The sequence below is a fragment of the Nonomuraea sp. NPDC048881 genome (genome assembly GCF_040649795.1).
Classification (GTDB): Bacteria; Actinomycetota; Actinomycetes; order Streptosporangiales; family Streptosporangiaceae; genus Nonomuraea.
This window is the reverse complement of the sequence record NZ_JBEZGC010000005.1, coordinates 394,807-416,265: the sequence shown is the minus strand read 5'-3', so window position 1 is coordinate 416,265 and position 21,459 is coordinate 394,807. Positions and strand designations below refer to the sequence as shown.

The 21,459-nt window shown below is 65.8% G+C and carries 23 protein-coding genes and 1 pseudogene; 14 read left to right on the top strand and 10 right to left on the bottom strand.

The features are described 5' to 3' along the window. The first annotated feature begins 22 nt into the window (after positions 1 to 22). The 3 genes from msrA to AB0C33_RS20670 all read left to right on the top strand — a co-directional run bounded on the left by msrA (position 23) and on the right by AB0C33_RS20670 (position 4,113). Entirely contained in the window at positions 23 to 685 is a 663-nt protein-coding gene (msrA, locus tag AB0C33_RS20680) for a peptide-methionine (S)-S-oxide reductase MsrA (protein WP_358290230.1), read from the top strand. A 302-nt stretch (positions 686 to 987) separates the two neighbouring features. Continuing rightward, entirely contained in the window at positions 988 to 2,349 is a 1,362-nt protein-coding gene (locus tag AB0C33_RS20675) for a hypothetical protein (RefSeq protein WP_358290227.1), read from the top strand. A 483-nt stretch (positions 2,350 to 2,832) separates the two neighbouring features. Then, complete coding sequence (locus AB0C33_RS20670; protein ID WP_358290224.1) at positions 2,833 to 4,113, top strand: IS110 family transposase; 1,281 nt, start codon at positions 2,833 to 2,835, stop codon at positions 4,111 to 4,113. A 316-nt stretch (positions 4,114 to 4,429) separates the two neighbouring features. On the opposite strand, the gene AB0C33_RS20665 is transcribed toward AB0C33_RS20670, so the two are convergent. Continuing rightward, positions 4,430 to 4,750 carry a hypothetical protein gene (locus AB0C33_RS20665; RefSeq protein WP_358290221.1) on the bottom strand — a complete coding sequence of 107 codons (321 nt, stop codon included), beginning with the start codon at positions 4,748 to 4,750 and terminating at the stop codon, positions 4,430 to 4,432. Between the two features lie 114 nt (positions 4,751 to 4,864). Between AB0C33_RS20665 and AB0C33_RS20660 the strand changes: the two genes are divergently transcribed. Both AB0C33_RS20660 and AB0C33_RS20655 read left to right on the top strand, forming a co-directional pair. After that, the gene (locus tag AB0C33_RS20660; RefSeq protein ID WP_358290218.1) at positions 4,865 to 6,106 is read left to right on the top strand and encodes a helix-turn-helix transcriptional regulator; all 1,242 of its coding nucleotides are present in this window, start codon (positions 4,865 to 4,867) and stop codon (positions 6,104 to 6,106) included. A 7-nt stretch (positions 6,107 to 6,113) separates the two neighbouring features. Beyond that, positions 6,114 to 6,590, top strand: coding sequence for a hypothetical protein (locus AB0C33_RS20655; RefSeq protein ID WP_358290215.1), 477 nt, complete (start codon positions 6,114 to 6,116; stop codon positions 6,588 to 6,590). 133 nt (positions 6,591 to 6,723) lie between these two features. Here the strand turns inward: AB0C33_RS20655 and AB0C33_RS20650 are convergent. Both AB0C33_RS20650 and AB0C33_RS20645 read right to left on the bottom strand, forming a co-directional pair. Continuing rightward, a pseudogene (locus AB0C33_RS20650) lies at positions 6,724 to 8,006 on the bottom strand (replication initiator). A 749-nt stretch (positions 8,007 to 8,755) separates the two neighbouring features. Beyond that, positions 8,756 to 10,264: a recombinase family protein gene (locus AB0C33_RS20645; protein WP_358290212.1), complete on the bottom strand. Its 1,509-nt coding sequence runs from the start codon at positions 10,262 to 10,264 to the stop codon at positions 8,756 to 8,758. A 715-nt stretch (positions 10,265 to 10,979) separates the two neighbouring features. Between AB0C33_RS20645 and AB0C33_RS20640 the strand changes: the two genes are divergently transcribed. Continuing rightward, a complete protein-coding gene (locus AB0C33_RS20640; RefSeq protein WP_358290209.1) occupies positions 10,980 to 11,429 on the top strand; it encodes an NUDIX domain-containing protein in 450 nt (149 codons plus the stop codon). A gap of 596 nt (positions 11,430 to 12,025) precedes the next feature. Here AB0C33_RS20640 and AB0C33_RS20635 read toward each other — a convergent pair. The 3 genes from AB0C33_RS20635 to AB0C33_RS20625 all read right to left on the bottom strand — a co-directional run bounded on the left by AB0C33_RS20635 (position 12,026) and on the right by AB0C33_RS20625 (position 14,439). Next, positions 12,026 to 12,232: a hypothetical protein gene (locus tag AB0C33_RS20635; protein ID WP_358290207.1), complete on the bottom strand. Its 207-nt coding sequence runs from the start codon at positions 12,230 to 12,232 to the stop codon at positions 12,026 to 12,028. A gap of 521 nt (positions 12,233 to 12,753) precedes the next feature. Beyond that, positions 12,754 to 13,326, bottom strand: coding sequence for a DUF4262 domain-containing protein (locus tag AB0C33_RS20630; RefSeq protein WP_358290204.1), 573 nt, complete (start codon positions 13,324 to 13,326; stop codon positions 12,754 to 12,756). 243 nt (positions 13,327 to 13,569) lie between these two features. After that, on the bottom strand, positions 13,570 to 14,439 hold the full coding sequence (locus tag AB0C33_RS20625) for an erythromycin esterase family protein (RefSeq protein WP_358290201.1): 870 nt from the start codon (positions 14,437 to 14,439) through the stop codon (positions 13,570 to 13,572). On the opposite strand from AB0C33_RS20625, the gene AB0C33_RS20620 reads away from it, so the two are divergent. The 4 genes from AB0C33_RS20620 (at position 14,429) to AB0C33_RS20605 (ending at position 16,224) form a co-directional block, all read left to right on the top strand. Then, positions 14,429 to 14,527 (top strand): LysR family transcriptional regulator, encoded by a 99-nt coding sequence (locus AB0C33_RS20620; protein ID WP_358290762.1) that lies wholly within the window; start codon positions 14,429 to 14,431, stop codon positions 14,525 to 14,527. The genes AB0C33_RS20625 and AB0C33_RS20620 overlap by 11 nt on opposite strands. Before the next feature lie 38 nt (positions 14,528 to 14,565). Further along, on the top strand, positions 14,566 to 15,252 hold the full coding sequence (locus AB0C33_RS20615; RefSeq protein WP_358290198.1) for a LysR substrate-binding domain-containing protein: 687 nt from the start codon (positions 14,566 to 14,568) through the stop codon (positions 15,250 to 15,252). A gap of 151 nt (positions 15,253 to 15,403) precedes the next feature. Further along, positions 15,404 to 15,874, top strand: a complete 471-nt coding sequence (locus AB0C33_RS20610) for a hypothetical protein (RefSeq protein WP_358290195.1) — start codon at positions 15,404 to 15,406, stop codon at positions 15,872 to 15,874. Further along, on the top strand, positions 15,871 to 16,224 hold the full coding sequence (locus tag AB0C33_RS20605; RefSeq protein ID WP_358290193.1) for a hypothetical protein: 354 nt from the start codon (positions 15,871 to 15,873) through the stop codon (positions 16,222 to 16,224). Before AB0C33_RS20610 ends, AB0C33_RS20605 begins: the two co-directional genes overlap by 4 nt. A gap of 261 nt (positions 16,225 to 16,485) precedes the next feature. Here the strand turns inward: AB0C33_RS20605 and AB0C33_RS20600 are convergent, their stop codons facing one another. After that, positions 16,486 to 17,082, bottom strand: coding sequence for a hypothetical protein (locus AB0C33_RS20600; protein WP_358290190.1), 597 nt, complete (start codon positions 17,080 to 17,082; stop codon positions 16,486 to 16,488). A 73-nt stretch (positions 17,083 to 17,155) separates the two neighbouring features. Further along, a complete protein-coding gene (locus AB0C33_RS20595) occupies positions 17,156 to 17,698 on the bottom strand; it encodes a hypothetical protein (protein ID WP_358290187.1) in 543 nt (180 codons plus the stop codon). 734 nt (positions 17,699 to 18,432) lie between these two features. On the opposite strand from AB0C33_RS20595, the gene AB0C33_RS20590 reads away from it, so the two are divergent. The 3 genes from AB0C33_RS20590 (at position 18,433) to AB0C33_RS20580 (ending at position 19,879) form a co-directional block, all read left to right on the top strand. After that, on the top strand, positions 18,433 to 18,705 hold the full coding sequence (locus AB0C33_RS20590; RefSeq protein ID WP_358290184.1) for a hypothetical protein: 273 nt from the start codon (positions 18,433 to 18,435) through the stop codon (positions 18,703 to 18,705). 181 nt (positions 18,706 to 18,886) lie between these two features. Then, on the top strand, positions 18,887 to 19,543 hold the full coding sequence (locus AB0C33_RS20585; protein WP_358290181.1) for a GNAT family N-acetyltransferase: 657 nt from the start codon (positions 18,887 to 18,889) through the stop codon (positions 19,541 to 19,543). 15 nt (positions 19,544 to 19,558) lie between these two features. After that, positions 19,559 to 19,879, top strand: a complete 321-nt coding sequence (locus tag AB0C33_RS20580) for a hypothetical protein (protein ID WP_358290178.1) — start codon at positions 19,559 to 19,561, stop codon at positions 19,877 to 19,879. A 20-nt stretch (positions 19,880 to 19,899) separates the two neighbouring features. On the opposite strand, the gene AB0C33_RS20575 is transcribed toward AB0C33_RS20580, so the two are convergent. Then, positions 19,900 to 20,322 (bottom strand): MarR family transcriptional regulator, encoded by a 423-nt coding sequence (locus AB0C33_RS20575; RefSeq protein ID WP_358290175.1) that lies wholly within the window; start codon positions 20,320 to 20,322, stop codon positions 19,900 to 19,902. Between the two features lie 70 nt (positions 20,323 to 20,392). Here AB0C33_RS20575 and AB0C33_RS20570 point away from each other — a divergent pair, with 70 nt between their 5' ends. After that, a complete protein-coding gene (locus AB0C33_RS20570; protein WP_358290172.1) occupies positions 20,393 to 20,782 on the top strand; it encodes a PPOX class F420-dependent oxidoreductase in 390 nt (129 codons plus the stop codon). Positions 20,783 to 20,792: 10 nt separating this feature from the next. On the opposite strand, the gene AB0C33_RS20565 is transcribed toward AB0C33_RS20570, so the two are convergent. Beyond that, on the bottom strand, positions 20,793 to 21,395 hold the full coding sequence (locus AB0C33_RS20565; RefSeq protein WP_358290169.1) for an XRE family transcriptional regulator: 603 nt from the start codon (positions 21,393 to 21,395) through the stop codon (positions 20,793 to 20,795). Between the last annotated feature and the right edge of the window lie 64 nt (positions 21,396 to 21,459).

Genomic DNA, 21,459 nt, shown 5'->3' with positions numbered 1-21,459 from the left:
GACACCTGATGGAGGTGGCACGATGGGCTGGCTGTTCGGCGGCAACAAGACATCGATGGTCCGTCCCGAGGACGCTCTGCCGGGCCGCTCGGAGGCGATGCCCGTGCCCGCGCGGCACGCGGTCCTCGACGCTCCGCTCGCCCCGCCGTACCCCTCGGGCCTGGAGGTGGCCGACTTCGGGCTGGGCTGCTTCTGGGGGGCCGAGCGCAAGTTCTGGCAGACGCCCGGGGTGGTGACGACCGCCGTCGGCTACCAGGGCGGCTACACCCCCAACCCGACGTACGAGGAGGTCTGCAGCGGCCTCACCGGGCACACCGAGGCCGTCCGGGTGGTGTTCGACCCGGCCCAGGTGTCGTACGAGGAGCTGTTGAAGGTCTTCTGGGAGAACCACGACCCGACGCAGGGCATGCGCCAGGGCAACGACACCGGCACCCAGTACCGGTCGGCGATCTACTACCACTCGCCGGAGCAGGAGAAGGCGGCGGAGACGTCCCGCGCCGCCTACCAGCAGGTCCTCACCCAGGCCGGCTACGGCACCATAACCACCGAAATAGCCCAGGCCAAGCCTTTCTACTACGCCGAGGACTATCACCAGCAGTACCTCCACCGCAACAAAAACGGCTACTGCGGGATCGGCGGAACAGGCGTGGCCTGTCCGGTCGGCCTGACCTCCGGCGAGGCGTAGACCTGCGGAAATAGCTACATCCTGGCCCGTGGTCGCCCGGTACGTCCGGCGTCGATCATGGGCCAGAGCCGTCTTCGGCGACAACCTTCCTTACTAGGTCAAGGGCGTGCCGCCTGCGGCGGCCCGCCGCGCGTCGGGCGGTCGCTGGCCGCGCTGCGGCCTGGGGGCCGGTCGCGGCCAGCACCGCCCACGCGCGGGGTATGTGCTGTCCGATGACTATGGCGGCCGATGGGCGTTATTGTCCTATTCATCCTTTCTGTGTAATTGTTCGGAGTAGTTAAACGATCACGTAAGCTTGTTGTATGGCGTTGGGGGGCAACCACCTCAAGGTGGGCAAGGTTTTCGTGGCTGGCGGCCTGCCTACTCATACTTATATTCCGCGAGGTGAATATAAGCTTGAGCAGAAGGTGAGGGACTATCTAGACGAGGGCCATCGCATCCTTTCCATCGCGGGCCCAACTAAAACTGGCAAGACCGTGCTAGTCAAGAGTGTGCTAGCCGCGGAACAAGTCGTATGGCTGTCTGGTGGGACAATCTCTTCAATCGAAGATTTCTGGCAGTCGATTGCCGACGACCTTGGTCTAATCACGGGCCTGGAGTCGTCCAACACATCCACCGAGGCTGAGTCGCGAACCACCCGTGGCGAACTAAATGTTGGTTTCGGTAAAGGCGGAAGGGAAGGCCAGTCTTCGACGTCCAGTGCCACGTCGGACAAGAGTTCTCGCACTCGCCCCGTTGTATCTGTAGCTAGGGAGGCGCTGCGTACCGGACTGCACATAGTCGTGATAGACGACTTCCATTATGTGCCCTCCGAAGTTCAGTTGCAGATCGTCCGAGGACTCAAGGACCTCGTCTTCGATGGTCTACCTGTCATTGTTATCTCGGTTCCTCATCGCGCATACGATGTGGTTCGAGTGGAGAAAGAAATGACAGGGCGAGTAGAGCAGCTAGAGGTTGGCTTTTGGTCGAAAAGCGAACTGTTGGCCATTGCCCAACGGGGTTTCGAGGCATTGAACGTTGTTGATGCGGAGTCGATCGCGGAGCGGTTGGCAGACGAGAGCTTTTCTAGTCCACACCTAATGCAGAGCTTCTGTCTTCAGGTGTGTAAATACAATGACGTACGGTCCTATGTGAATCAGTCGAAGCAACTCTTTGCGCCAGCCTGGGAGGAGTTCTTTGCTGCGCGGGCACAAGATGCCTCCCGTACCGCCTTCGATGTACTTGCTAGAGGCCCAAGGCAGCGGACCGACCGTAAAATCAGGACGCTCAAGAATGGCGTTACGACGGATATCTACGGTGTGGTGCTAGCTGGCATCGCGAATACGGGACCGCGAACGGCTATAACCTATGAGCAGCTGAGAGCATCAATTCGGGACGTTATTTCCGAAGAGCTTCCGCAGAGACACGAAGTGACGCGGGTTCTTGAGGAGATGTCCAAAATTGCGCGGGATCAAATCGAGGGCGAGCCGGTTGTAGATTTCGACGAGCATCTCTCGACCCTGCACATTTCTGACCCATACTTCGCCTTCTTTCTCAAGTGGCGCGTGGATGCGGATGTCAACTCGCCAAGGGAAGACGTTGAGGCGTTGCCCCTCGCCGAGGATTATCGAGGTGGGATCAACGTCGGGGGTAATATTCTTGCCTGGCGTTCCCGTACTAACTGACAATGATGTATGTGCCTAGCTGTGTCGGAAAGATGTCTCTTCGTGGGAGTATGGGAGCTAGCGCGTTCATTGTGTGATGTTTACCGACCTGCTCATGTGAGGCGGCAAGCTCCTTTGGGCAGACTGCCGCCCCGCTTCCGGTGCTAATGACGGTGGGGCAGGTCACGCCCCACCGGCCGGGCCGCGTGGGATGCCTACTTCCGGTGCAGGATCTTTGAGATCTTTCCGCCCGAGACCGGCGCCTTTGGCCAATCGGCTCGCAGGGCGTGACCGCCCTCTGATAGAGCGGAATCGAGGGCCGCTCGCGCAGGGGTATCCCTCTTCATGTCGTGGGCTGTCAGCTCTCAGCAAGGCCGGGACTGCGCGGGTGCCGAGGTCAGCAGACGGCTCATCGGATGGTAGACAACCAAGTCTTGTCATTAGCACGCCGCATGATCTCGGCGAGGACCTCTGCACGCTGCATCAGCAGACGGAGGGAACGTCATGAAGGTCTACTGCGGCATCGACTGGGCCGAGAAGCACCACGACATCGCCCTGGTCGACGAGGCAGGCACGGTGATCGCCCAGCAACGCATCGCCGAATCGCCTCAGGGCTACGAGGAACTGCTGACCATCTTGGCCGAGGCCGGCGACACCGCCGAGATACCGATCCCAGTGGCCATCGAGACCCCGCGTGGCCTGCTGGTCTCCCAGCTTCGCGCAACCGGCCGGCGGGTCTATGCCATCAATCCGCTCAGCGCCTCGCGCTACCGCGACCGGCACTCGGTGTCCCGCAAGAAGTCCGACCGGCAAGACGCCGTCGTCCTGGCCAACATCTTGCGCACCGACATGGCACTGCACCGGCCGCTGCCCGCCGACAGCCACCAGGCCCAGGCCATCGCGGTGCTCGCGCGCGGACACCAGGACGCCGTCTGGCGCGTCCACCGCATCGGTAACGAGCTGCGCTCGTTGCTGCGCGAGTACCACCCGGCCTTCTTGACGCTGTTCGCGGGCCAGGAAGGCGGCATCACCTGCCGCGAAGCCCGCGCAGTGCTCAAGATCGCCCCTACCCTCGCCACAGCGCGCCAACGCACCATCGCCGAACTGCGAGCTGCGCTCAAGGACTGCGGTCGCATCTATCATCTACAGACCTGGGCCGAACGCCTGCACGCCGGCTTCCAAGGCGCCCAGCTACGCCAACCAACCCCGATCGAAGAGGCAATGGGCCGGCAAGCGCTGGCGTTACTGGCCGTTCTCGATGCCGCCTGCCAAGCCGCAGCCGACCTGCACCAGGCCACCGTCACAGCCTTCCGTGACCACCCCGACCACGACATCGTCACCAGCTTCCCCGGCCTGGGCGAGCTGACGGCCGCCCGGCTGTTCGCCGAGATCGGCGATGACCATACTCGCTTCGCCGACGCCCGTGCCCTCAAGGCCTACGCCGGAGCCGCCCCGATCACCCGCGCCAGCGGACGCAGCCGGGCCGTCGTCCACCGCCGGGTCAAGAATCGCCGCTTGGCAGCTGTCGGCTACATCTGGGCTTTCGCCAGCCTGACCGCCTCGCCAGGCGCCCGTGTCCACTACGACCGCCGCAAAGAACACGGCGATCGACATTCAGCGGCACTGCGCAACCTCTACAACCGCTTCCTCGGCTGCCTGTTTCATTGCCTGACCACACGCCAGCCCTACAGCGAACGCCTCGCCTTCCCCACCGCAGCCCCTGGGGGCTCCACCGCCCCCAGACCCCCGCGAACCGCGGCAGCCGACGACGCCCAATCTTGTTGATCACAGCCCGCCGTAGCGTCGCCGGCCACCACGGACCGAGCACGTTTGACATCGCCGCCGATCGGATGTCTCGGGCCTAGAGGCCCTGCGCTCCGGGTCGGGTTGCCATCGAATTACTCGCCTACCGCTGGTGGCCGTGACTTCTGGTGCCTGAGCTCGGCCTGTAGATGCCCGGCCAGTTCCTCCAAGGTCTCTGCGCAACGGATGTTGGAGAGGCCACTGACCTTGGGCATGAAGTTCACTCGCATGGCGACCCAGCCTCCGGACATGTCGGTGATCTGCCAGCCGGGGAATCTGTTAAGCACTTGCTGCACGGTCAGGGGCACGGCTGCGCTCCGGCGATCAGTGACGAGAGCGGATGCGACATGCGCAGTTGCGTGTAGCGAAGGGCGACGCGGTGGGCGGCGCGGGCCGGCTGGGTGAAGGGGTGGCCTGCGTAGATCGGTCGGTGTCTGCGTGGGTTCCAGCCGGTGCGCCACCAGTACGTGCCGTCCGCACACCAAACGATCAGGCCGACCCAGACCGACACCATGGGCGTGCCGTAGTCGTGATGGACGTCGGCAGTGATTCCCTCGTCCGCTAGGGCGGTGGCCAGTTGTTGTGCAGCGGCCAAGGGGTGAGGCGGTAGTTCGTTCATGTACTGAGCGTTGCCGTCATGAAACCGCAGGTGAACGGCCTAGTGCTGCCGGTGGTACGGGTATTCCCGTCACGAATATCGGTACGGCAGAGGTCGGCGGCTTAACCTAGCGTTGTGACCCAGATACCGCCGCAGTTCTGGTCCGGGCCAGTCGTGGCCGCCGCTCTCGCCGAGTGCGATCTACCAACCATCCTCGAAGAGGTGCGGCGGGCGCACGGTTGGACGCAGGGCCAGCTCGCTGAGGCGGTCGGCTACTCCCAGAGTTGGGTGTCCAAGGTGTTGCGTGGTCGTCAGCCGCTCACTGTGGACCAGGTCCGGGAGATATCCATCCAGATCGGGGTGCCGCTTCACTTGCTCCGATTCGGAGCCCGAGGGGATGACGATCCGACGAAGCGCAGAGATTTCGGCAAGGTGCTGGCGTTGACCGCGCTGGCGGGCGTGGCCCTGCCCAAACGTCCCGATGTGGACGAGACGACGGTTGCCACGCTGACCAGCATCACCGGCGCCCAGCGTCGGTTGGAGTCCGTCACGCCTGCGCGGGAACTCGCCCGGCCGGCTGTGGCGCAGGTCGATCTCGCGAGCCGGGTTCTCGGCCGCGCGTCGCGGTCTCCGCATGCTGACGAGATCCGGGCCGGTCTGAGCGAGGCGGCAGGCTTCGCGGCCTGGGTGCACGCCGATATGCAGGACACCGGTTCGGCGCGCCTCTACTACCGTCGCGCCGTCGACAGTGCACGACAGGCCCACCATGCGTTGCTGGCGGCGTACATGATCGGAAGTCTGGCCGCGTTCGAGATCGACGCCGACGACTCGCTGATCGGACTGAACCTCTTGGCGCGGGCGCGGCGGGAGATCGGTGAGCGGCCACCGGCCATCGCTCGTGCGTGGCTGTCGAGTCTTGAAGCGCTCGGACATGCGACCGCGCGGGACGAGGCGGCGGCGCTTCAGGCGTTGGGTGCGGCCGAGGCGGCGGTACGGGCTGGTGAGCGGGCCGCTGCACCGCCCTGGCCGTGGGTGTTCCCGTTCGATCACGCCAAGCTGGCGGGATATCGGGCCCTGGTGATGGTACGGCTCAAGCGGCCGGTTGAAGCCGTTGCCGCGTTCAACGAGTCGCTTTCGTCGGCCCAGCCTGGTGCGAAGCAGCGGGGTGTGCTCATGACGGAGGTGGCGACGGCTGAGGCCATGTCGGGGCGCTACGAGGAGGCGGTGTATCTGGCGTCCAATGCGCTCACCGTGGCGACGACGTATGGCTCTGAACGGGTCCTGCACCGGGTCAAGAACTTCCGCCGATCGTATGCCGGGCCGTCGTCCGGTGCTCTGCGCTTGTTCGACGAACGTCTTCACGCCACTCTGATCTAGGGGGATCATGGTTCGCATCGCTGTGTCCGGTCATCGGGGCTTGCCGGAGGAGACCGCCGTACTGATCGACGGAGCGGTACGCCAGGCGCTCGCGGAGTACGGTCCTGAAGTCGCAGGGTTGTCCTGTCTGGCGGACGGGGCTGATCAGATCTTCGCTCGCGCGGTACTCGACCTCGGCGGCGTGCTGGAAGCCGTGATCCCTGCCAAGGAGTATCGGGATGGGTTGCCGGGCGAGTGCCAGGCTGCTTACGACGAGTTGCTGAGCCGGGCGGTCCGAACCTACAGGCTGGACTTTGTGGAGTCCACCGCGGAGTCGCACATGACTGCCAGCGCGCGGATGCTGGACGACGCCGAGGTGTTGTTCGCCGTCTGGGACGGGCAGCGGGCCCGAGGCTATGGCGGCACCGCTGACGTGGTGGCGGAGGCGCGGCGGCGGGAGGTGCCTGTTCGAGTGATCTGGCCCGATGGAGCCCGGCGAGATTAGGAGCCTCTAGACGCTAGGTACCTGGTCAGGCGGCTAATGAGCCTCTAGGTATGCCTCTAGACCTAGAGGTGATCTCTCTAGGTCTAGAGGCGCAGGGCTCTATCGGGTTGTCGCCTGCTTGTTGTCGTGCGATCTAGCGAGCGGTGGCGATCCTTAGTCGGGCTACCTCGGCCCAGAAAGCCTCTCCGTGGCGGTGGCCGCTTCCGGCATAGTGCCATTCGCCCACCGTCACGGTCATCTCCGGATTGGGTGGCGGAGTGCCCGTGATCAGCCGGGCTTGCTCGGCGCGGAAGTCGGCGCGGGCCTGTCGAAGGTCCCCGAGTCTGATCGAGTAGTGGCGGGACTTGGTGGAGAAGTGTCCCCGGTAGCCGAGCATGTGCGCCCACTGCCGCAGGAGCAGGGTTCGGTAGGGCTGAAGCTCGGCGAGACTGAAACAGGAATAGATCATGCGGCGGGCGTGCTCGGTGACCTCCAGACCGGCGATCTGTCCGGCATGCCGAATCGGACGGTCTACGGTGCCTGCGGACTCGGCTCCCTTGGTGGCGTACTTGGCCACGTACGCGGCGACTTGCTGATCGCTCAGTCCGCCCAGCTCGGCTGAGACGTAGACCGGTCGTACGTCGAGCTGATCGCCCCACCGGACGGGCGAGGGCGGTCCGCCCTCTATGCGGACTGTGACCTGACTGGCGGTCCGGTGTATGGCCTGGTCGAGTAGGTCGATCGTGATGTGGCTCGGAGGGCGGTCGGCGGGTCCGTCCGGTCCGTCGAGTCTGACGACGGCATGGAAGTGGACCAGGCCGCGAGCTTGGTACTCGGCGACCTTGGCGTACGAGAGGCGGACCGTCCGGCGCAGCTCCGTTCGGGTGATGCCGAGCAGGCGGGCCAGGACGCTCGGCACGGTCTTGGTGAACTCCCGCCAGAGCATGCCTGCGTGGGCGTTCCACAGGACGGCCCGATGTAGTCGTAGCAGTCCAGGCACAAGGGCTGCCCGACCTGGACGTCATCGCGCTCGTGACGCGCACCGCACCCCTTCGGCCGGCCATGCTCGCAGACGGGACGGTCCCGACGAGGACGGCATGGGAGCGTCCGGCCGGACTGCTCGCGGTGGGCGTGGACGGCACCGAAGGAGGGGGCGGTGAAGGTGACGAACGCTCGGGAATGGTGGCTGACCTCCTCCGGAACGCCCTTGCCACCGCGTAGGCCAGTGATGATCAGGTGGTACGTGTCGTCCTTGTAGACCGCCGAGCATGCCGGGCACCTGGACGCGCGCCGGTTGCCGCAGGCTGTGAGCAGGAAGCCGGTCGGCTCGTCGGCGGTCCGGTACATGTCGAGGATTTCACCCGTCCGGCTGTCCAGCGTGTACCTCTCGCCGCGCAGCCGGACCGGTTGGGCGCAGCCGCCCGTGGCGTGGACCATCTGTTGCCAGCGGGCGAAGTCGGGCATGGCCGCTCGCTGCATCACGGCCAGCATCTCGGGTGACAGGTGAGGAACCTCGCTCATGCGGCGTCCTTCCCGGAGGAGCCGTCGGGCGGGCTTTGGCGGGCGACGCATACGCCGAGCACGGTGGCGATGCGCTGCCACTTCTCTTCTGACCAGCGAGGGGATCGTGCGGCTTGCTGCTTGCCCCACTCCTGGGCAGACAGCTCGTTCGGTTGGTTCAGGTGGCCTCCTCAGCTCGTGGGCGGGAGCCACCGCCGTACCTGACGAGCACGACCAGACGCCAGCGCCGAGGCAGCCTGAAGACAGCCGTTGGCGGTGGTACCAGCAGCGAGAGAACAGGAATGGAGTGCGGCGAGGAGGTGAATGGCGCGCTCTTTGTGGACACCTGCCGTCGGGCCGGGAAATCCGACGGGTCATCGGTGGTCGTGGATGTGCTTGCCCGGAATCGTCTATGCGCCTTGAGGTGATTCGCCGAGATGTTCGCTGCGGTCGTGCTGTAGAGGGACGGTGGCTCTTGGTGTGAGTACGTTGTACCACTCGGAGAACGTGTTTACGCAGGTCGGAGTTCCGGCGGCGACCTGAGCGCAGACGTCCGGTACGTACCGTAGACGTCCGGCTGGGTCCGTAGACGTCCGGTTGTCACCGGTGGTTCGAGGGCAAAGTAAGAAGGCTGTCGCCCATAGGTAAGGGTGACAGCCTTCTCGGACGTCCTGGACGTCTTGGGCTCAGCCTTCTCGCCAGATCGGCTCAAGCAGGTCGGGGTTGAACGTCCTGCGTCCCTTGCCTGAGGGATAGATGATCACGGCTAGGAGGGCTTCGCGGATGTAAGAACGCTTGATGGTGAGGGGGAGTCCGTCGTTCTCCTCTGGCAGGTACCAGCGCCGTCGGATGTCGCTGATGTCGGTGTCGGAGCGGGCTTGGCGGCGCTGAGCGGCGGCGGTGAAGCCTTGAGCTTCGGTGCGAAGGCGGGCGATGCGCTTCTCAAGATCAGGGGCCGTTGAGAAGAACAGTTCGTTCGTGATGTTGCCAGCTGTCCACTGCACGCGCAGTTCCTCCAGACGGGTTTTCGCGCCCTCGTACTCGGCCTGGCCCGGCCATTCGGCGGGGGCGGCGGACGCGGCGAGTTGGACCTGCTCCAGCTTGGCGAGGACCGCTTCCGAGATGAAGAGATCGACCATGTCACCGCGCCGTCCGAGGCCGCCGCAGCCACCAGCGGTCTTGGTAGGGCAGATGTAGATGTGCTGGACGCAGTCCTTGCTGTGGGTGACGCGCAGCGAGGTGTTGCAGAGGGAACCGTCCGGCTTGGCGCGACCGCAGCGGAGGAATCCGGTGAGCAGGTAGTTCGGCTCGCGGAAGTCGGGTGTGAGGATGTGGCCGATGCGCCCGTCCCGGTGGATGTAGTGGCCTCTGCGGGCGTCGAAGATGTTCTTGACCGCCATCCATTGTTCGGGTGTCACGATCGGTTCCCACTGGCCGACCACAGGGTTGCCCGCTGCGTCCCGGACGAGTTCGCCGTTGATTTCCCGCCAACCGCAGACGCGAGGGTTCTGCACGGTGAGCTTGAGCGACTGAGGGGTCCACTCGTTCCCCAGCGATGTCTTTGCGCCCTCCCGACGCCATTGGTTGGCAATGGAGTAGAGCGAGCGGCCTGCGACGAGGTCAAGGACTGCCTGCCGTACGAGAGGTGCCTCCTTGGGGTCGAGGGTGAGTCGGTCAGGCATCCAGCCGAACGGGCGCGTACCGCCGACGGGCAGTCCTTGCTCGGCTCGCGTCCGATGCGAGCGGCGCATGCGGCGCTGCATCTTGCGGACCTCCATCTTGGAGATCACCGCACCGAAGAGGCCCATGCTCTCGGTGTCCTCGCTGTACAGGTCCTTCGTGCCGCGAGCATCGGCGAACACGCGGCCATCCTGGTACGTGATCGCTTCGACGAAGCGCTCGTAGTCGCCGGGACGTCGAGCGAGACGGTCTTCGGCGACGATCACGACGCCTTGGACCGCCGTACCATCGGGGAGTTCGCCGGCTCGGAGAACCCGCAGCATAGCCTCGAAGTCGTCGCGTACGACGTCGGCCTTCGCGGCTGACTTGTCGTTGTCCGTGTACTCGTGGACGACCGTCCACCCCTGCCGTTCCGCCGTCTCCCAGTTGAGGCGGTGCTGGTCCTGCACCCCGTGCTCATCCCGCCTGATGTCGGCGGAAATACGAGCGTAGGAGACGACCGGGACAATGGTCATGTAACTCTCCTCACATGAATTGTTGCGGAGAGTCAAGTTCTACCAGGAGCAATGCCCTGTACAAGTCCCCAACGGGTACTGCGGCATCGGCGGCAGGGGCGTGTCCTGCCCGACCGGCCTGACCTCCGGCGACGCGTAGACCAGCGGAGACAGCTAGATTTTGGCCCATGGTCGCCCGGCACGTCCGACGTCGATCATGGGCGGGAGTCGTCTTCGGCGACAACCTTCACCACAGAATCGAGCCGCCCGCCTGCGGCGGTCGGCGCACGCCGGGGCGGTCGCTGGCCGCGCTGCGGCTCTCCGGCCGGTCGCGGCCGCGCCGCGCGCCATCAGCAGTACGGCGAACAGCTAGAACGTCGAAAGGCGTATCACGGCCAAGCCCTCGACCGTCTGGACCCAATGTCTCGGGCGTGCGGCCTGAGGGCCGGTCCCGAACGGCGGCGGGACGCCGGGCGGGGCGCCGCGTGCCAGCCCCGCCGTACCGATCGAACGCTCTGACCAAGGTCGTCGCGCCGCCTTACAGATGCCGTCTACGATCGCCACTGCACGGCTGGCGGCCATACGTGCTGGGGGCGCTCGACGATCCAGGGCTCGTTGCTCGTCCTGGCTCGCCGAGCAGTGTGGCTGCCCTCCGATCAGGCGAGCGCATGCCTATGGAGCCACGGCGACGAAATGGACGGCCGCCAACGAGCCCGATGCGTGTCACCATCTCCAGATGGCGAACCCTCGTGATCCGATTCAACGGGTCGGAGCCTATGCGATATGCATCAACGAAGAAGCCGCCATACTTCTGTCCCGGTTCGCAGCACCGGACTGTCGTTGGGGTCCGCCGGGTGGCGGCGTGGAGCACGGGGAGCATCCCGCTGACGCGGTTGTCCGCGAAGTGTATGAGGAGACGGGATACCTGGTGAAAGTCGTCCGGCTGCTCGGAGTTCACTCCAACGTTTGGCGTAGCCCGGATGCCGAAATCCACGCGACGAATCTGTTGTACGAAGTGGCCGTGATGGGAGGGTTCCTTCGGAACGAAACCGGTGGCAGCTCTGACCGGGCAGCGTGGATATCGTTGGCAGGGCTACCGGAGCTACGCCGTACGGAACTTCTCGATGTTGGTCTTGATCTGTTCTGGTGTTCACCACCCGATGGCCGCAGTGATGTGACCGCGTAACGGCGCTTCGAGCGTCCACGGTCAGCTACCTGAATCAGCCGGGTTGCAATGCAGGGTGGTCCCAAGCCGTTCAGAGCGGACAGGGTATACCCGCTGACCTGCATTGAACTGTCTGGAACGGCTCGAACTGGATCTTCAACCGCAGCTTTGGGTGGATCCACGTGGCCTTGGAGGACGTCACTGCCAGGAGCCCAGCGGATCCACGATGAGATCGTCGGGTAAGGGAGCGGCGCGGGTTCGCCGTCGACGGCGTAGATCTCCAGGCATCAGAGGTGCCCGTCTTCGACGAAGAGCAGGACGCCGTCACCGCGTGCTCGTGTTGAGGCGGAGATCGGAACGCCGTCCTGCACGGGGGGCGTCAGAATCACGGCCTGCTCCTCGGCTGATGGATGACGTTCGCTTTCGGCACGTCGCCAAGGTAGCGGGTCGGCACGCCGAACATGGCAAGGTGATCACGGTCAGGTGTGTGCGGGAGGCCGCTTACCCTCCCAATGCTCGGGACATGGACATGATCAACGAAAGGGCCGTGGTGTCCGAGCGAATCGAATGGACCATGCGTGTCTTCTCCCAAGCCAACCCAGAGGGGCCGGATCAGTTCACCGGGCGATCACGGGTCCAGGCCCTGGCATCTTGCTGCAATCGGCCTCCAGCACTGGTGGCCTGCCAGTTTGGTAGGTCAGGTTTCTGAAGTCGGTGTCTTGCAGGTAGACGGTGGCGGAGTCCTCGGTCCAGAACTCATACCGTCCTCTGTTGGAGGTGATGCCACGATCCCAGTCTTTGGTCACGCTGACGAACTCAGTCACTGACATGAGGACATGGTCTCGCCAAATTGCGCGATCTTGGGAGTCCGGATTGGCTGGTCACAGCAGTGCTGACAGCAACGTCCCCGCACGCGGGCTCACTGCGGCCACCATGCACACGTTCCCGAGCACGGCCCCGACCAGTCGAGCAGTGTGATCGGTCCGCCTGCTAGCGGAAGTTCGGATTGCCGCAACGCATCCGTCGCCGGAGACAGAGATCCTCGCCCCTGATGAGCTTGCCGGAGGGCGACTCGGTGGGCGGCGCGGGCCTGCTGGGTGAAGGGGCCTGCGTAGATCGGTCGGTGTCCGCGTGGGTTCGAGCCGGTGCGCCACCAGTACGTGCCGTCCGCGCACCCAACGATCAGGCCGACCCAGACCGACACCATGGGCGTGCCGTAGTCATGATGGGACGTCGGCACCGCGCACCGGCCCCCGCTCGCCATCGTCCGGGCATGCGGCCATCGCTTCCGCCACCGTCCCGACCGCTGGGTCATGCCTTCCGCTGGGCTCCAGCATTGAGATGATCAGGATGCAGGGGGACTTGGTGGCTGGATGAGCTTTGTCCAGACTCCGGTGGGGTGATCCTCCGGGTTCAGCCACAGGTGAGGTTGAAGTTCGCGGTACTGCTCGTCGTAGCCGGTGTTCCAGGGAAAGCGTCCGTCGCGGTCGGGCCAGAGGACTTCCAGGACCGGAAAGGACAGCCGGCGATAGAACGAGATCGCGCAGCCGAAGAACTCGCGGTACCAGCTGAGATCAACGGTCTTGAGGACCACGGGATGGCGCTCGAGGAGATCGTGCCGTTCCTCGTCGGCCTGTGCCGGTCGGCCGGCGGCGATCTCGTCAGCCAGGTCGTTCAGCAGCACGTGCATGAGACGAACGTCCAGGCCGAACATGGCCAGCTCGGGGGAGCGGTGAGTGTGCCACAGGCCGACTGTGTAGGCGAAGCCGGGACCATGGTCGTCCTCCGGAATCATCTTCACACTCCAGCCGCGTGCCTGGACGTGTTCGACGGTGTGCTGATCCGTAAGGTCCAGCTCATCCTGATCCTCATGGACATGGCAGAGGATGCAACGGCATTCGGGGTTGTCGGTGGGCATAGCGCGAGGTTACGGGAGACTCTCGGCAGAGAAGTAGTCGGAACGCAGCTGGTCACAGTGAATCCGTCCCATGCTGAGCTGACGACACACCGAGCGGCGGAAAGGAGGGCGGCCGGTCTCGTTGAGGCGGGCGCTGCCCTTCGTGGCTGTCCGGTCGGCCTGACGTCTGGCGAGGCGGAGAGCGGCCCGTGGTCGACCGGTGCGTCCGGGGGCGATCACGGGCCGGGGTCGTCCGGCATGCCGTCAGCGGGTGAGGGTGGCCGCCTTGACCTGGTGGAGGTGGATCACCGCGTCGAAGGAGCGGCTCAGGGAGGCCTGGACGGCCTGGTCGGGGGACCAGAAGCCGCCGCCGATGAGCCGGGTGGGCCGGGCCTGCGCCAGCCACGTCCGAGCCGTCCGCGGAGCTGTCCGCGTGTCCAGCATGAAGTCGCGGTGGCGCACCTGGTCCAGGACGTACTCGTTGTAGTCGGGGCCCGCGGCGGCCCAGCCCTTGCACGTACCCGGCCGTTCGGCGGGCTTGACGCCGTCGGGGCAGGCGCCGTCGGAGCTGAGGAAGTTGTAGCCGCCCTGGTTGAAGCTGGTGCCGACGGTGACGAAGCGGTCGCCGAGCCGCTCGCGCAGCTCGCCGCCTATCGGGGCCGGCACGTACGTGGTGTCGATCGGGGTGTAGCTCAGGTGCGCGTTCAGCCCGGACACCTGGATCTTGGCGTCCGTCACACGGTTCCACCAGGCGACGTTGTCGGCCAGCACCTGGTTCCGGTAGATCGCCGCCTGGCGGCGGCCGTCCGCGGTGGCCTGGTCGAAGGCGAAGTCGGTGAAGGTCTGCGACAGCGCGCGGGCGTGCTGGAGCGTCCATCGGTCGGCGCCCTCCCTCTGGAGGAGCTTCAGGGCCTGGGTGGCCCGCTCGGCGTTGTCCTGCCGAGTCTCCAGGGGTACGGCCAGCGCCAGCCTCATGTACTCGCCGGCGTTTTTCGTGGTGGGGCGCAGCCCGTCGTACAGCCGGGTGAGCTCGGGCAGCAGGGCGGGTCGGTGCTGTTTGGCGTACGCCAGCACCTTGTCGAAGAGGATGTCGCCGGGGTAGAGCAGCCGCACCGCCGAACGACTGCACGTCACCCCGGCCCGGATCACGAAGGCGATCCAGAAACAGGAACGCCAGATCGGCGCCCCGCTCGTCGAACGGACCCCCGGTCGGTACGGCTGACGCCGCTCGGTCGGCAGCTCCGCGACGATCTCTGGCCGATGTACAGCGGCCTCCAGGAGAGCATGCGCCGAGCCAGGCTGGCCGCCGAGGGCATCACCGGCGTGCTGCGCGTCGGCATGATCCCGCACAATTCGCACGACCTGCGGCGCTACTGGGACACGTTCCGCAGCAACCACCCCCAGTGGAAGCTGCAGATCCGCATCTCCCCCTTCGCCGATCCGTTCGCCGGGTTGCGGCGCGGCGACATCGACGTCCTCGTCGCGTGGCTGCCCGTTGAAGAACCCGACCTGACCACGGGGCCGGTCCTGTTCACGGACCCGCGCCTGCTGGTCGTGTCCGCCGATCACGAACTCACCCGGCACGCCACCGGCCTGATGGAGATGCTCGCCGATTTCCCGCACGTGGACACTCCGTCCAGGCCCGACTACTGGGCGGACGGCTTCCTCCCGACCCGGACTCCTGTGAGCCATCGAATCGAGCGCGGCCCCCTGGCGCTCAACACCGAGGAGATCCTTTCCCTGGTCACCACCGGGGAGACCGTCAGTCTCGTCGCCCACCACATGAGGCGGTACTACCTCCGGCCCGACATCACGTACCTGCCGCTCCGGGACGACGATCCGCTGAAGTTCGCACTGGTGTGGTCGACCGAAGCGGAGAACGCTCTGATTCGCGCCCTCGCTCAGACCGTCCGCGACCTCGGCCCCCTCGACCTGCTCACCCTCTGACCGGTCGGGCGCCGAAACTCATCCGCGGGGCCGCCGCGGACGGCTGGCTGACTCCTCCGCGACGATGTACGCCAGGACTGCTCGGCAGGGGGCGGCGTACATTCGGGACTGACGACGGACATCAGATTGTGTTCTGACATAGACTGCGGGAGTGAGCACTAGTCATGCCGACGCAGTGACCTTCTCTGATCTGTCGAGGAATCCGCGAGCGGTCGCGGAACGGGCCGCACGTCTTGGACGGGTACGTGTCACGCATCGAGACGCTCCGGACTTCTACCTCACCGCAGCTGATCGTGAAGAAGAGCGGGAACGGACGCTGGCCACCGCCTCGCGCTTGTTCCTTGCGTTGATCAAGCACGATCCCACCGCGCGCGCCCTGGTCATCGCCATGCCAGAGGTCTTCCCGTGGGTTCGCCACCTGTCGTCCACCGAACTGCGTGCCTTCACGCTGGAATTGGTCGAGGCGCTCTCCGACGCGGCTGAACTGGATGTCGACGCCACCAGCCAAGAGGTCATAGCGGGCTGGCGAGCCACTGCGAGGATCAAGGCGGATCCTGCCCACTACGCCGAGGCTCGTAAGGCCACGAGCGGCGACTTCGGGCCGGTGCAGGTTTCCGTATGAGCCCGAAGCGGGGTGACAGGGTTACGGTCCCGCCCCCTGACGATGAATGGGATGTCCGGTTCGGCACCGGCGAGGCGGTCCGCGGCTGGGAGGAACTGTGCCGCTATGCGTTGGCCAATACCCGTCGATGCTTCGAGATCCTGCGCCTTGATCCGCGCACGGGTGCCAGTCGTGATCGACAACATCGTCTACGTGGCGATCTCGCATCCCATCGTCACAACGGCAAGGATTTGGAGCAGTGGGAGTTCGAGATCACCAGCGGTGGGCGTGTGCGGTACGTCATCGATGACACCACTCGTACCGTCTGGGTGATCTACGCATCACCTCGACACCCGAAGGACACCGAGTAGGTAGTCATTGCTTCGTGAAGTTGGGCGCCTACCAGTAGGTCAGGGCGAAGGTACGGCGCGCCGCCGCACCCCGTCCTCCGGCCGAACGCTGCGGCTGGGCTGGTCGCCGTGGGGCGACGGTCCGAGGCTTCGTTCCTCAGCCCCGGCTGATCGAAGGCTGTGAGGCCTTCTGGGGCGTGTCAGATCTGTGCCAGGACGGGCGGGGGCGCGGTCACTCCCGGCTGCTGGCGTCGTCACCCGGTTCAGCGCTTGTGGCTGGGGTCAGAACTTGCCTGACTGTACCTCTATGCGGTGTCCCAGTTGGTTGCTCAACTCCGTGTGGAAGCTGACGCTGAGAGGTGGCCATCCCCAGAAGTCGAATGCGAGCGCCCCGAGGTCGAAACCGGACCCGAACTGCCACTCGGTGACCGGAACGGAGGCGCCGCATGAGGAGCAGGTGACACTCCCTTCACCGGTCTCCTTCCAGGTGTCGATGCCGTCGCTGAACGGCTGCCAAGCCGCCTGGTCGGCCTCCCACGCGTTCGGGTAGTCGATGATCACAGTCGTCGCGTCACATCGTGGGCAGGTCGCGGAGTCCGCCTCGCTCATCCCCTGCCCTCCGACGTGGTAGTCCCGCCCGACGATGACCGCCACCGGGCCCGGTATCCACGTCGGGTCCGAGGAATCAGCCACTGCTCGTTGCCAGTTGGGGCCGGGCTCGTATCCGTCGTCCACTTGCAGGCTGTACATGCCGTCGCTGGACCTTTCGCGCGTGATCAGCCCTTCGGCAACCATCCAGTCGACCACCCGCTCTGCGAGCGACTCAGCCTCTTGGCCGGTCACCTCGACATCGACGATCCGCTCGAAGTAGTCACCCATCGTCTTTCAACTCCTTCTCGATAGCTGATGCCCACTGTGCCACTCTCCTGAGAGAGTGGCGCCGTTCTCTCACTCACCCCGCGGCCCTGTCGGCTTTCAGCATGTGCTGGAAGGGGATGCTCGTGGTTTTCAGTACGGCCGGATCGTGCTGTGCCGCAGGCCATATCTGAAGGTAGTGGTCGTCAACGGAGCAGCGCTCTTCGGCCATTCCTCGGACGTGATATCGCAGACGGTATGTGCCGGGACCGGAAAGCAACGAGGAAAGGTCGTGCGCCTTTTCGTCGTCCCAATCCATGAGCCATCCGGCCAGGAAGACCTGGCCCGACGGGGAGTCGAAACTGATCTCCACGATGTCCTCATAGCCGTCAAGGTCAGCGCCTGGATCCCGGTCGGCGACCGTCACGGTGAAGGGGATCAGCCCCCAAAGTGTGGCGATGTTCAGGCTGGCGAAGCCTCTTCCCTCTGCTGTGACGAGGCCGACCGAGTGGGTCGGTGAGTCAGCTGGCCTGCCATTGGGCTCGTGGTCTCCCTCGTCCAGGAGATAGACCTGACCGCAGTCTGCGACCTCCACATCAATCCGCTTCGTGTGCGTGACGGGAGACTCTTCTCTGGTCATGGGCGCGAAGCGTAGAGTCCGGCACCGACAATCTCGGTCGGCCGGTGCCGGACCTGTTTCTGCTGAGCCGCGGCGGATCATCTCGCATAGCATCGTGAACATGGACGAGGCCACCACCGTAAGGCTCCCGCACGGGCAGAACCTCAGGTGCGACACATGCCAGAGCGAAATCTTCGAGTCCCGTCAGTGGAAGCTGCAGACGACCGGAATGAGTTTCATGGGCCTGGACTGGGCCAACCGGGACGCGACCTGCTTCGTCTGTACCACTTGTCGGCGGATTCACTGGTTCCACCTGTAAGGGAACCGGCTGCCGGCGCCCGGAGGTGATCATGGTGCGCGTCGCTGTGTCGGGGCACAGGGGCTTGCCGGGAGAGACCGCTGTACTGGTCGATCGGGCGATATGTGAGGTTCTTGTGGCGTGCCTTCCCGACCTCGGTGGGTTGTCCTGTCTGGCGGGCGGGGCCGACCAGATCTTCGCTCGTGCGGTACTCGATCTCGGCGGTGTGCTGTAGATCTGTGTGTCCCGCCTGCTCGTCCTGCTTTCCGGCTGTTCGGCTGGGTTTGTGGTCGGGGGGCTGGTGAGAAACCGTATCCCCGGGAGGAAAGACGGCTGGTGGTAGGAGAAAGAACTACACCTCGGGGTCGGACCGCGGCTCGGTTCTTTGCCGTCCACCTGTCACTGTGCTCACGTCAGAGCACGTGCCGGGCCACCGGTGCGGCATCTTCTTCCCTGCGTGGAACAGGCAGGAGCCGTGAACCTAGAGGCGCAGATCCTTGAGGTGATGCTACGGGTCAAGGCGCTCGAGACGAGCACCCGCACCGCGGACGACCTCACCATGATCAGCATCGTTCTGATGATGACCGAACTCGTCACCTTCCAGGCTGAGCTGAGACAAGACTACGAGGCCCTGGTGGGCGAGATCGCCGGGCTCCGGCGCCAGATCAACGGCCATGGCTGCGGTCTCCTGCGCCGTCCGGACGTTCGGCAGCGACCGGAGAGCAACTGACGGGCCGGTGCCGGTTGGGAAGACCTCCTGTCGGGGCAGACGCCGTCTTCGTCTACGCGACAGGAGGGCTCATGTCCCACGCTGTCTGGGATCATTGAGTGTGGTGCGGAATGCGGCGGGGCGGTTGTGGGCGGACCTGGCTCGGGTGCCTGTCAGGTTTCCCGGGCGGGGAGAGGTCGCGGTGGTCGTCTCCTCCGGGTCGGGGTTGTGCCCGCCCGGATGGACGGGGATCGTCGTGCTGGACGGCGGGGCGCTGGTCACGGTGCCTGACGCCGGGTTGGTCGAGCCGCTGCGTGACGCCCTGCGCGGCGCTCTCGTCGAGGACGGCGTCGATCTTCCGCGCGTGACCGAGAGGCTGTCCGGGCGGCTTCAAGAGGGGCTGGGGGCTCGCGAGGTTCTGGGGCCGGCGACGCTTGCGTACGTCGATGCCGACGCGTTCGTTCCCTGCCATGTCGGGGCGGATGTCGAACCGCTGACGCTGGGGGACCCGGAGGTCGGCGGGCTGCTGGCGGCGGTGAGCGAGCAGGATGCCGACGAGAGCGGGCTGGCGGAGGTCGGTTCGGCGGTGTGGGTGGTTCGGGCGGAGGGCGGTGAGGTGGTCGCCGCCGCCGGGTATCGGACGTGGTTGGACACGGCGGCGCATCTGTCCGTACTGACTGCCGAGGGGTTTCGGGGGCGGGGGCTGGCTCGGGCGGTGGCGTCGGCGGCGGTGGCCGACGCGCTCGATGCGGGATTGCTGCCGCAGTGGAGGGCGCGTCCGGAGGCGTCGCGGCGGGTGGCCCGAGCTCTCGGGTTCCGCGAGCTGGGGTCACAGGTGAGCCTTCGCGTAGAGCGGTGACCGTATCTTTGGCGGGTGGGCAAAGTGTCGCCAGCGGTGTTCGAAGAGGTGTCCGTGCTTTGGGAAGAGCATCGGCACATTCCGTTTCCCGGGCTGGCTGATCGGGACCTGTTCGCGGACCTGGTCCTGGCGGACGACGGAGTCGCGGGTGTCATGTTCTGGTACGTCCGCAATGAGGGCAAGCCGCTCACCGACCAGCTGCGCGAGCAGCTCGTCAGCAGCGCCCGCGACCTGCGCTGGATCCGGCGGCGAGCGCGTGGCCGGGAGGCGAGGACGTACGTGGACCGGCTGCTGCGGATGGCCGACCTGATCCTCGGTGGCTCCCCGGCCGGATGAGGAGCCTGCCTGGCGGCCGGTCAGATCGCGTCGGTGAAGCGGGTGAGGAGGGTGCGGAGGGTGGCGCGTTCCTCGGGGGTGAAGGCGGCGGAGATGCGGCGTTCGATGATCACGGCTGCCTCGTCCGCCACCCGCAGCGCCTCGCGGCCGGCGTCCGTGAGGTGGGTTTCCAGCATGGTGCGGTGCCACTGATGGGGGGAACGCTCGATCAGGCCGTGTTCGAGCAGGTTCTTCAGTACGACGTTCATGGCCTGCGGCGTGACCAGGCATTCCCTGGCCAGGGCGGCGGCGGAGATGCCCGGGTTGGCGTGGAGGGCGAGCAGGGCGGCGTACTGGGGCACGGTCAGTCCGGCGGTCTTGACCGCGGCGTGCTTGGCCGCCATGAGTCGCTGCTCGGCACGCTTGACGTCGAGGCCGAGCCGCTCCTCCGGGGGCATGTCCATGCCAGGAGCCTACAAGTCGGCAAGGACTCAAAGCTCTTATGGACATAAAAGCTTTGATAGTCTTCCGGGCATGTCCGTTATTCCGGAGAGCCATCTCGACCTGTTGACCCGTCCCCTGTACGTCCATCTGGCGACGTTGATGCCCGACGGCACCCCGCAGGTGACGCCCGTGTGGACCATCTGGGACGGCGAGTTCCTGCGCTTCACCACCACGAACGACCGGCAGAAGGGGCGCAACGCCGGCGCCCGCCCGCACGTGGCGATCTCGGTCAACGATCCGGAGCAGCCGTACCGCTACCTGGAGGTGCGGGGTACGGTGGAGCGGGTCGAACCCGACCCCCAGGGCGACTTCTTCGACGTGCTGGCCAGGCGGTACGGCCTCGACTACGCGCGGCCCGTCGGCGACGCCGAGCGCAGGGTGGTCATCGTGGTGCGGCCCACCCGCTGCACCAGCCAGTGACCGGACACCTCTAGGACGGCTGCCGGGGGCGGGGCTGGGCGCGCATGTGCATGCGTTCGCCCTGCCGTCCGAACAGGTTGAGCACCTCCACCGGATGATCGCCCGCGGGGCCGAACCAGTGGGGCAGGTGGGTGTCGAACTCGGCGGCCTCGCCGGGCCCCATGACCAGGTCGTGGTCGCCCACGATCAGGCGGACGCGTCCCGAGAGCACGTACATCCACTCATAGCCCTCGTGCGTGACGGGCTGCGGCTGGTTCTGGTCGGCGGGGATGACCGACTTCCACGCCTGCAGCGGGCCGGGCTGGGCGGTCAGGGGCAGCACGGTCCGGCCGTTGCGGACCACCGGCTTGAGCCGGACGCGCGGGTCGCCGACCTCCGGCGCGCCGACCAGCTCGTCCAGCGGCACCTGGTGCGCCTCCGCGATCGGCAGCAGCAGCTCCAGGCTGGGCCGGCGCTGCCCCGACTCCAGGCGCGAAAGCGTGCTCTTGGAGATGCCGGTGGCCTCGGCCAGGGCCGACAGGGTCACGCCGCGCTGGGTGCGGAGGTGTCTGAGCCGGGCGCCGACCTGGGCCAGCGTGGCGTCGATCCGCGATTGCCGCTCCATGAGGCCCATTCCACCTCCGATTTCCCAGAAATGGCAACAGAAGTTGTCATCCCCGCGTGCCGGGTCGCACCAT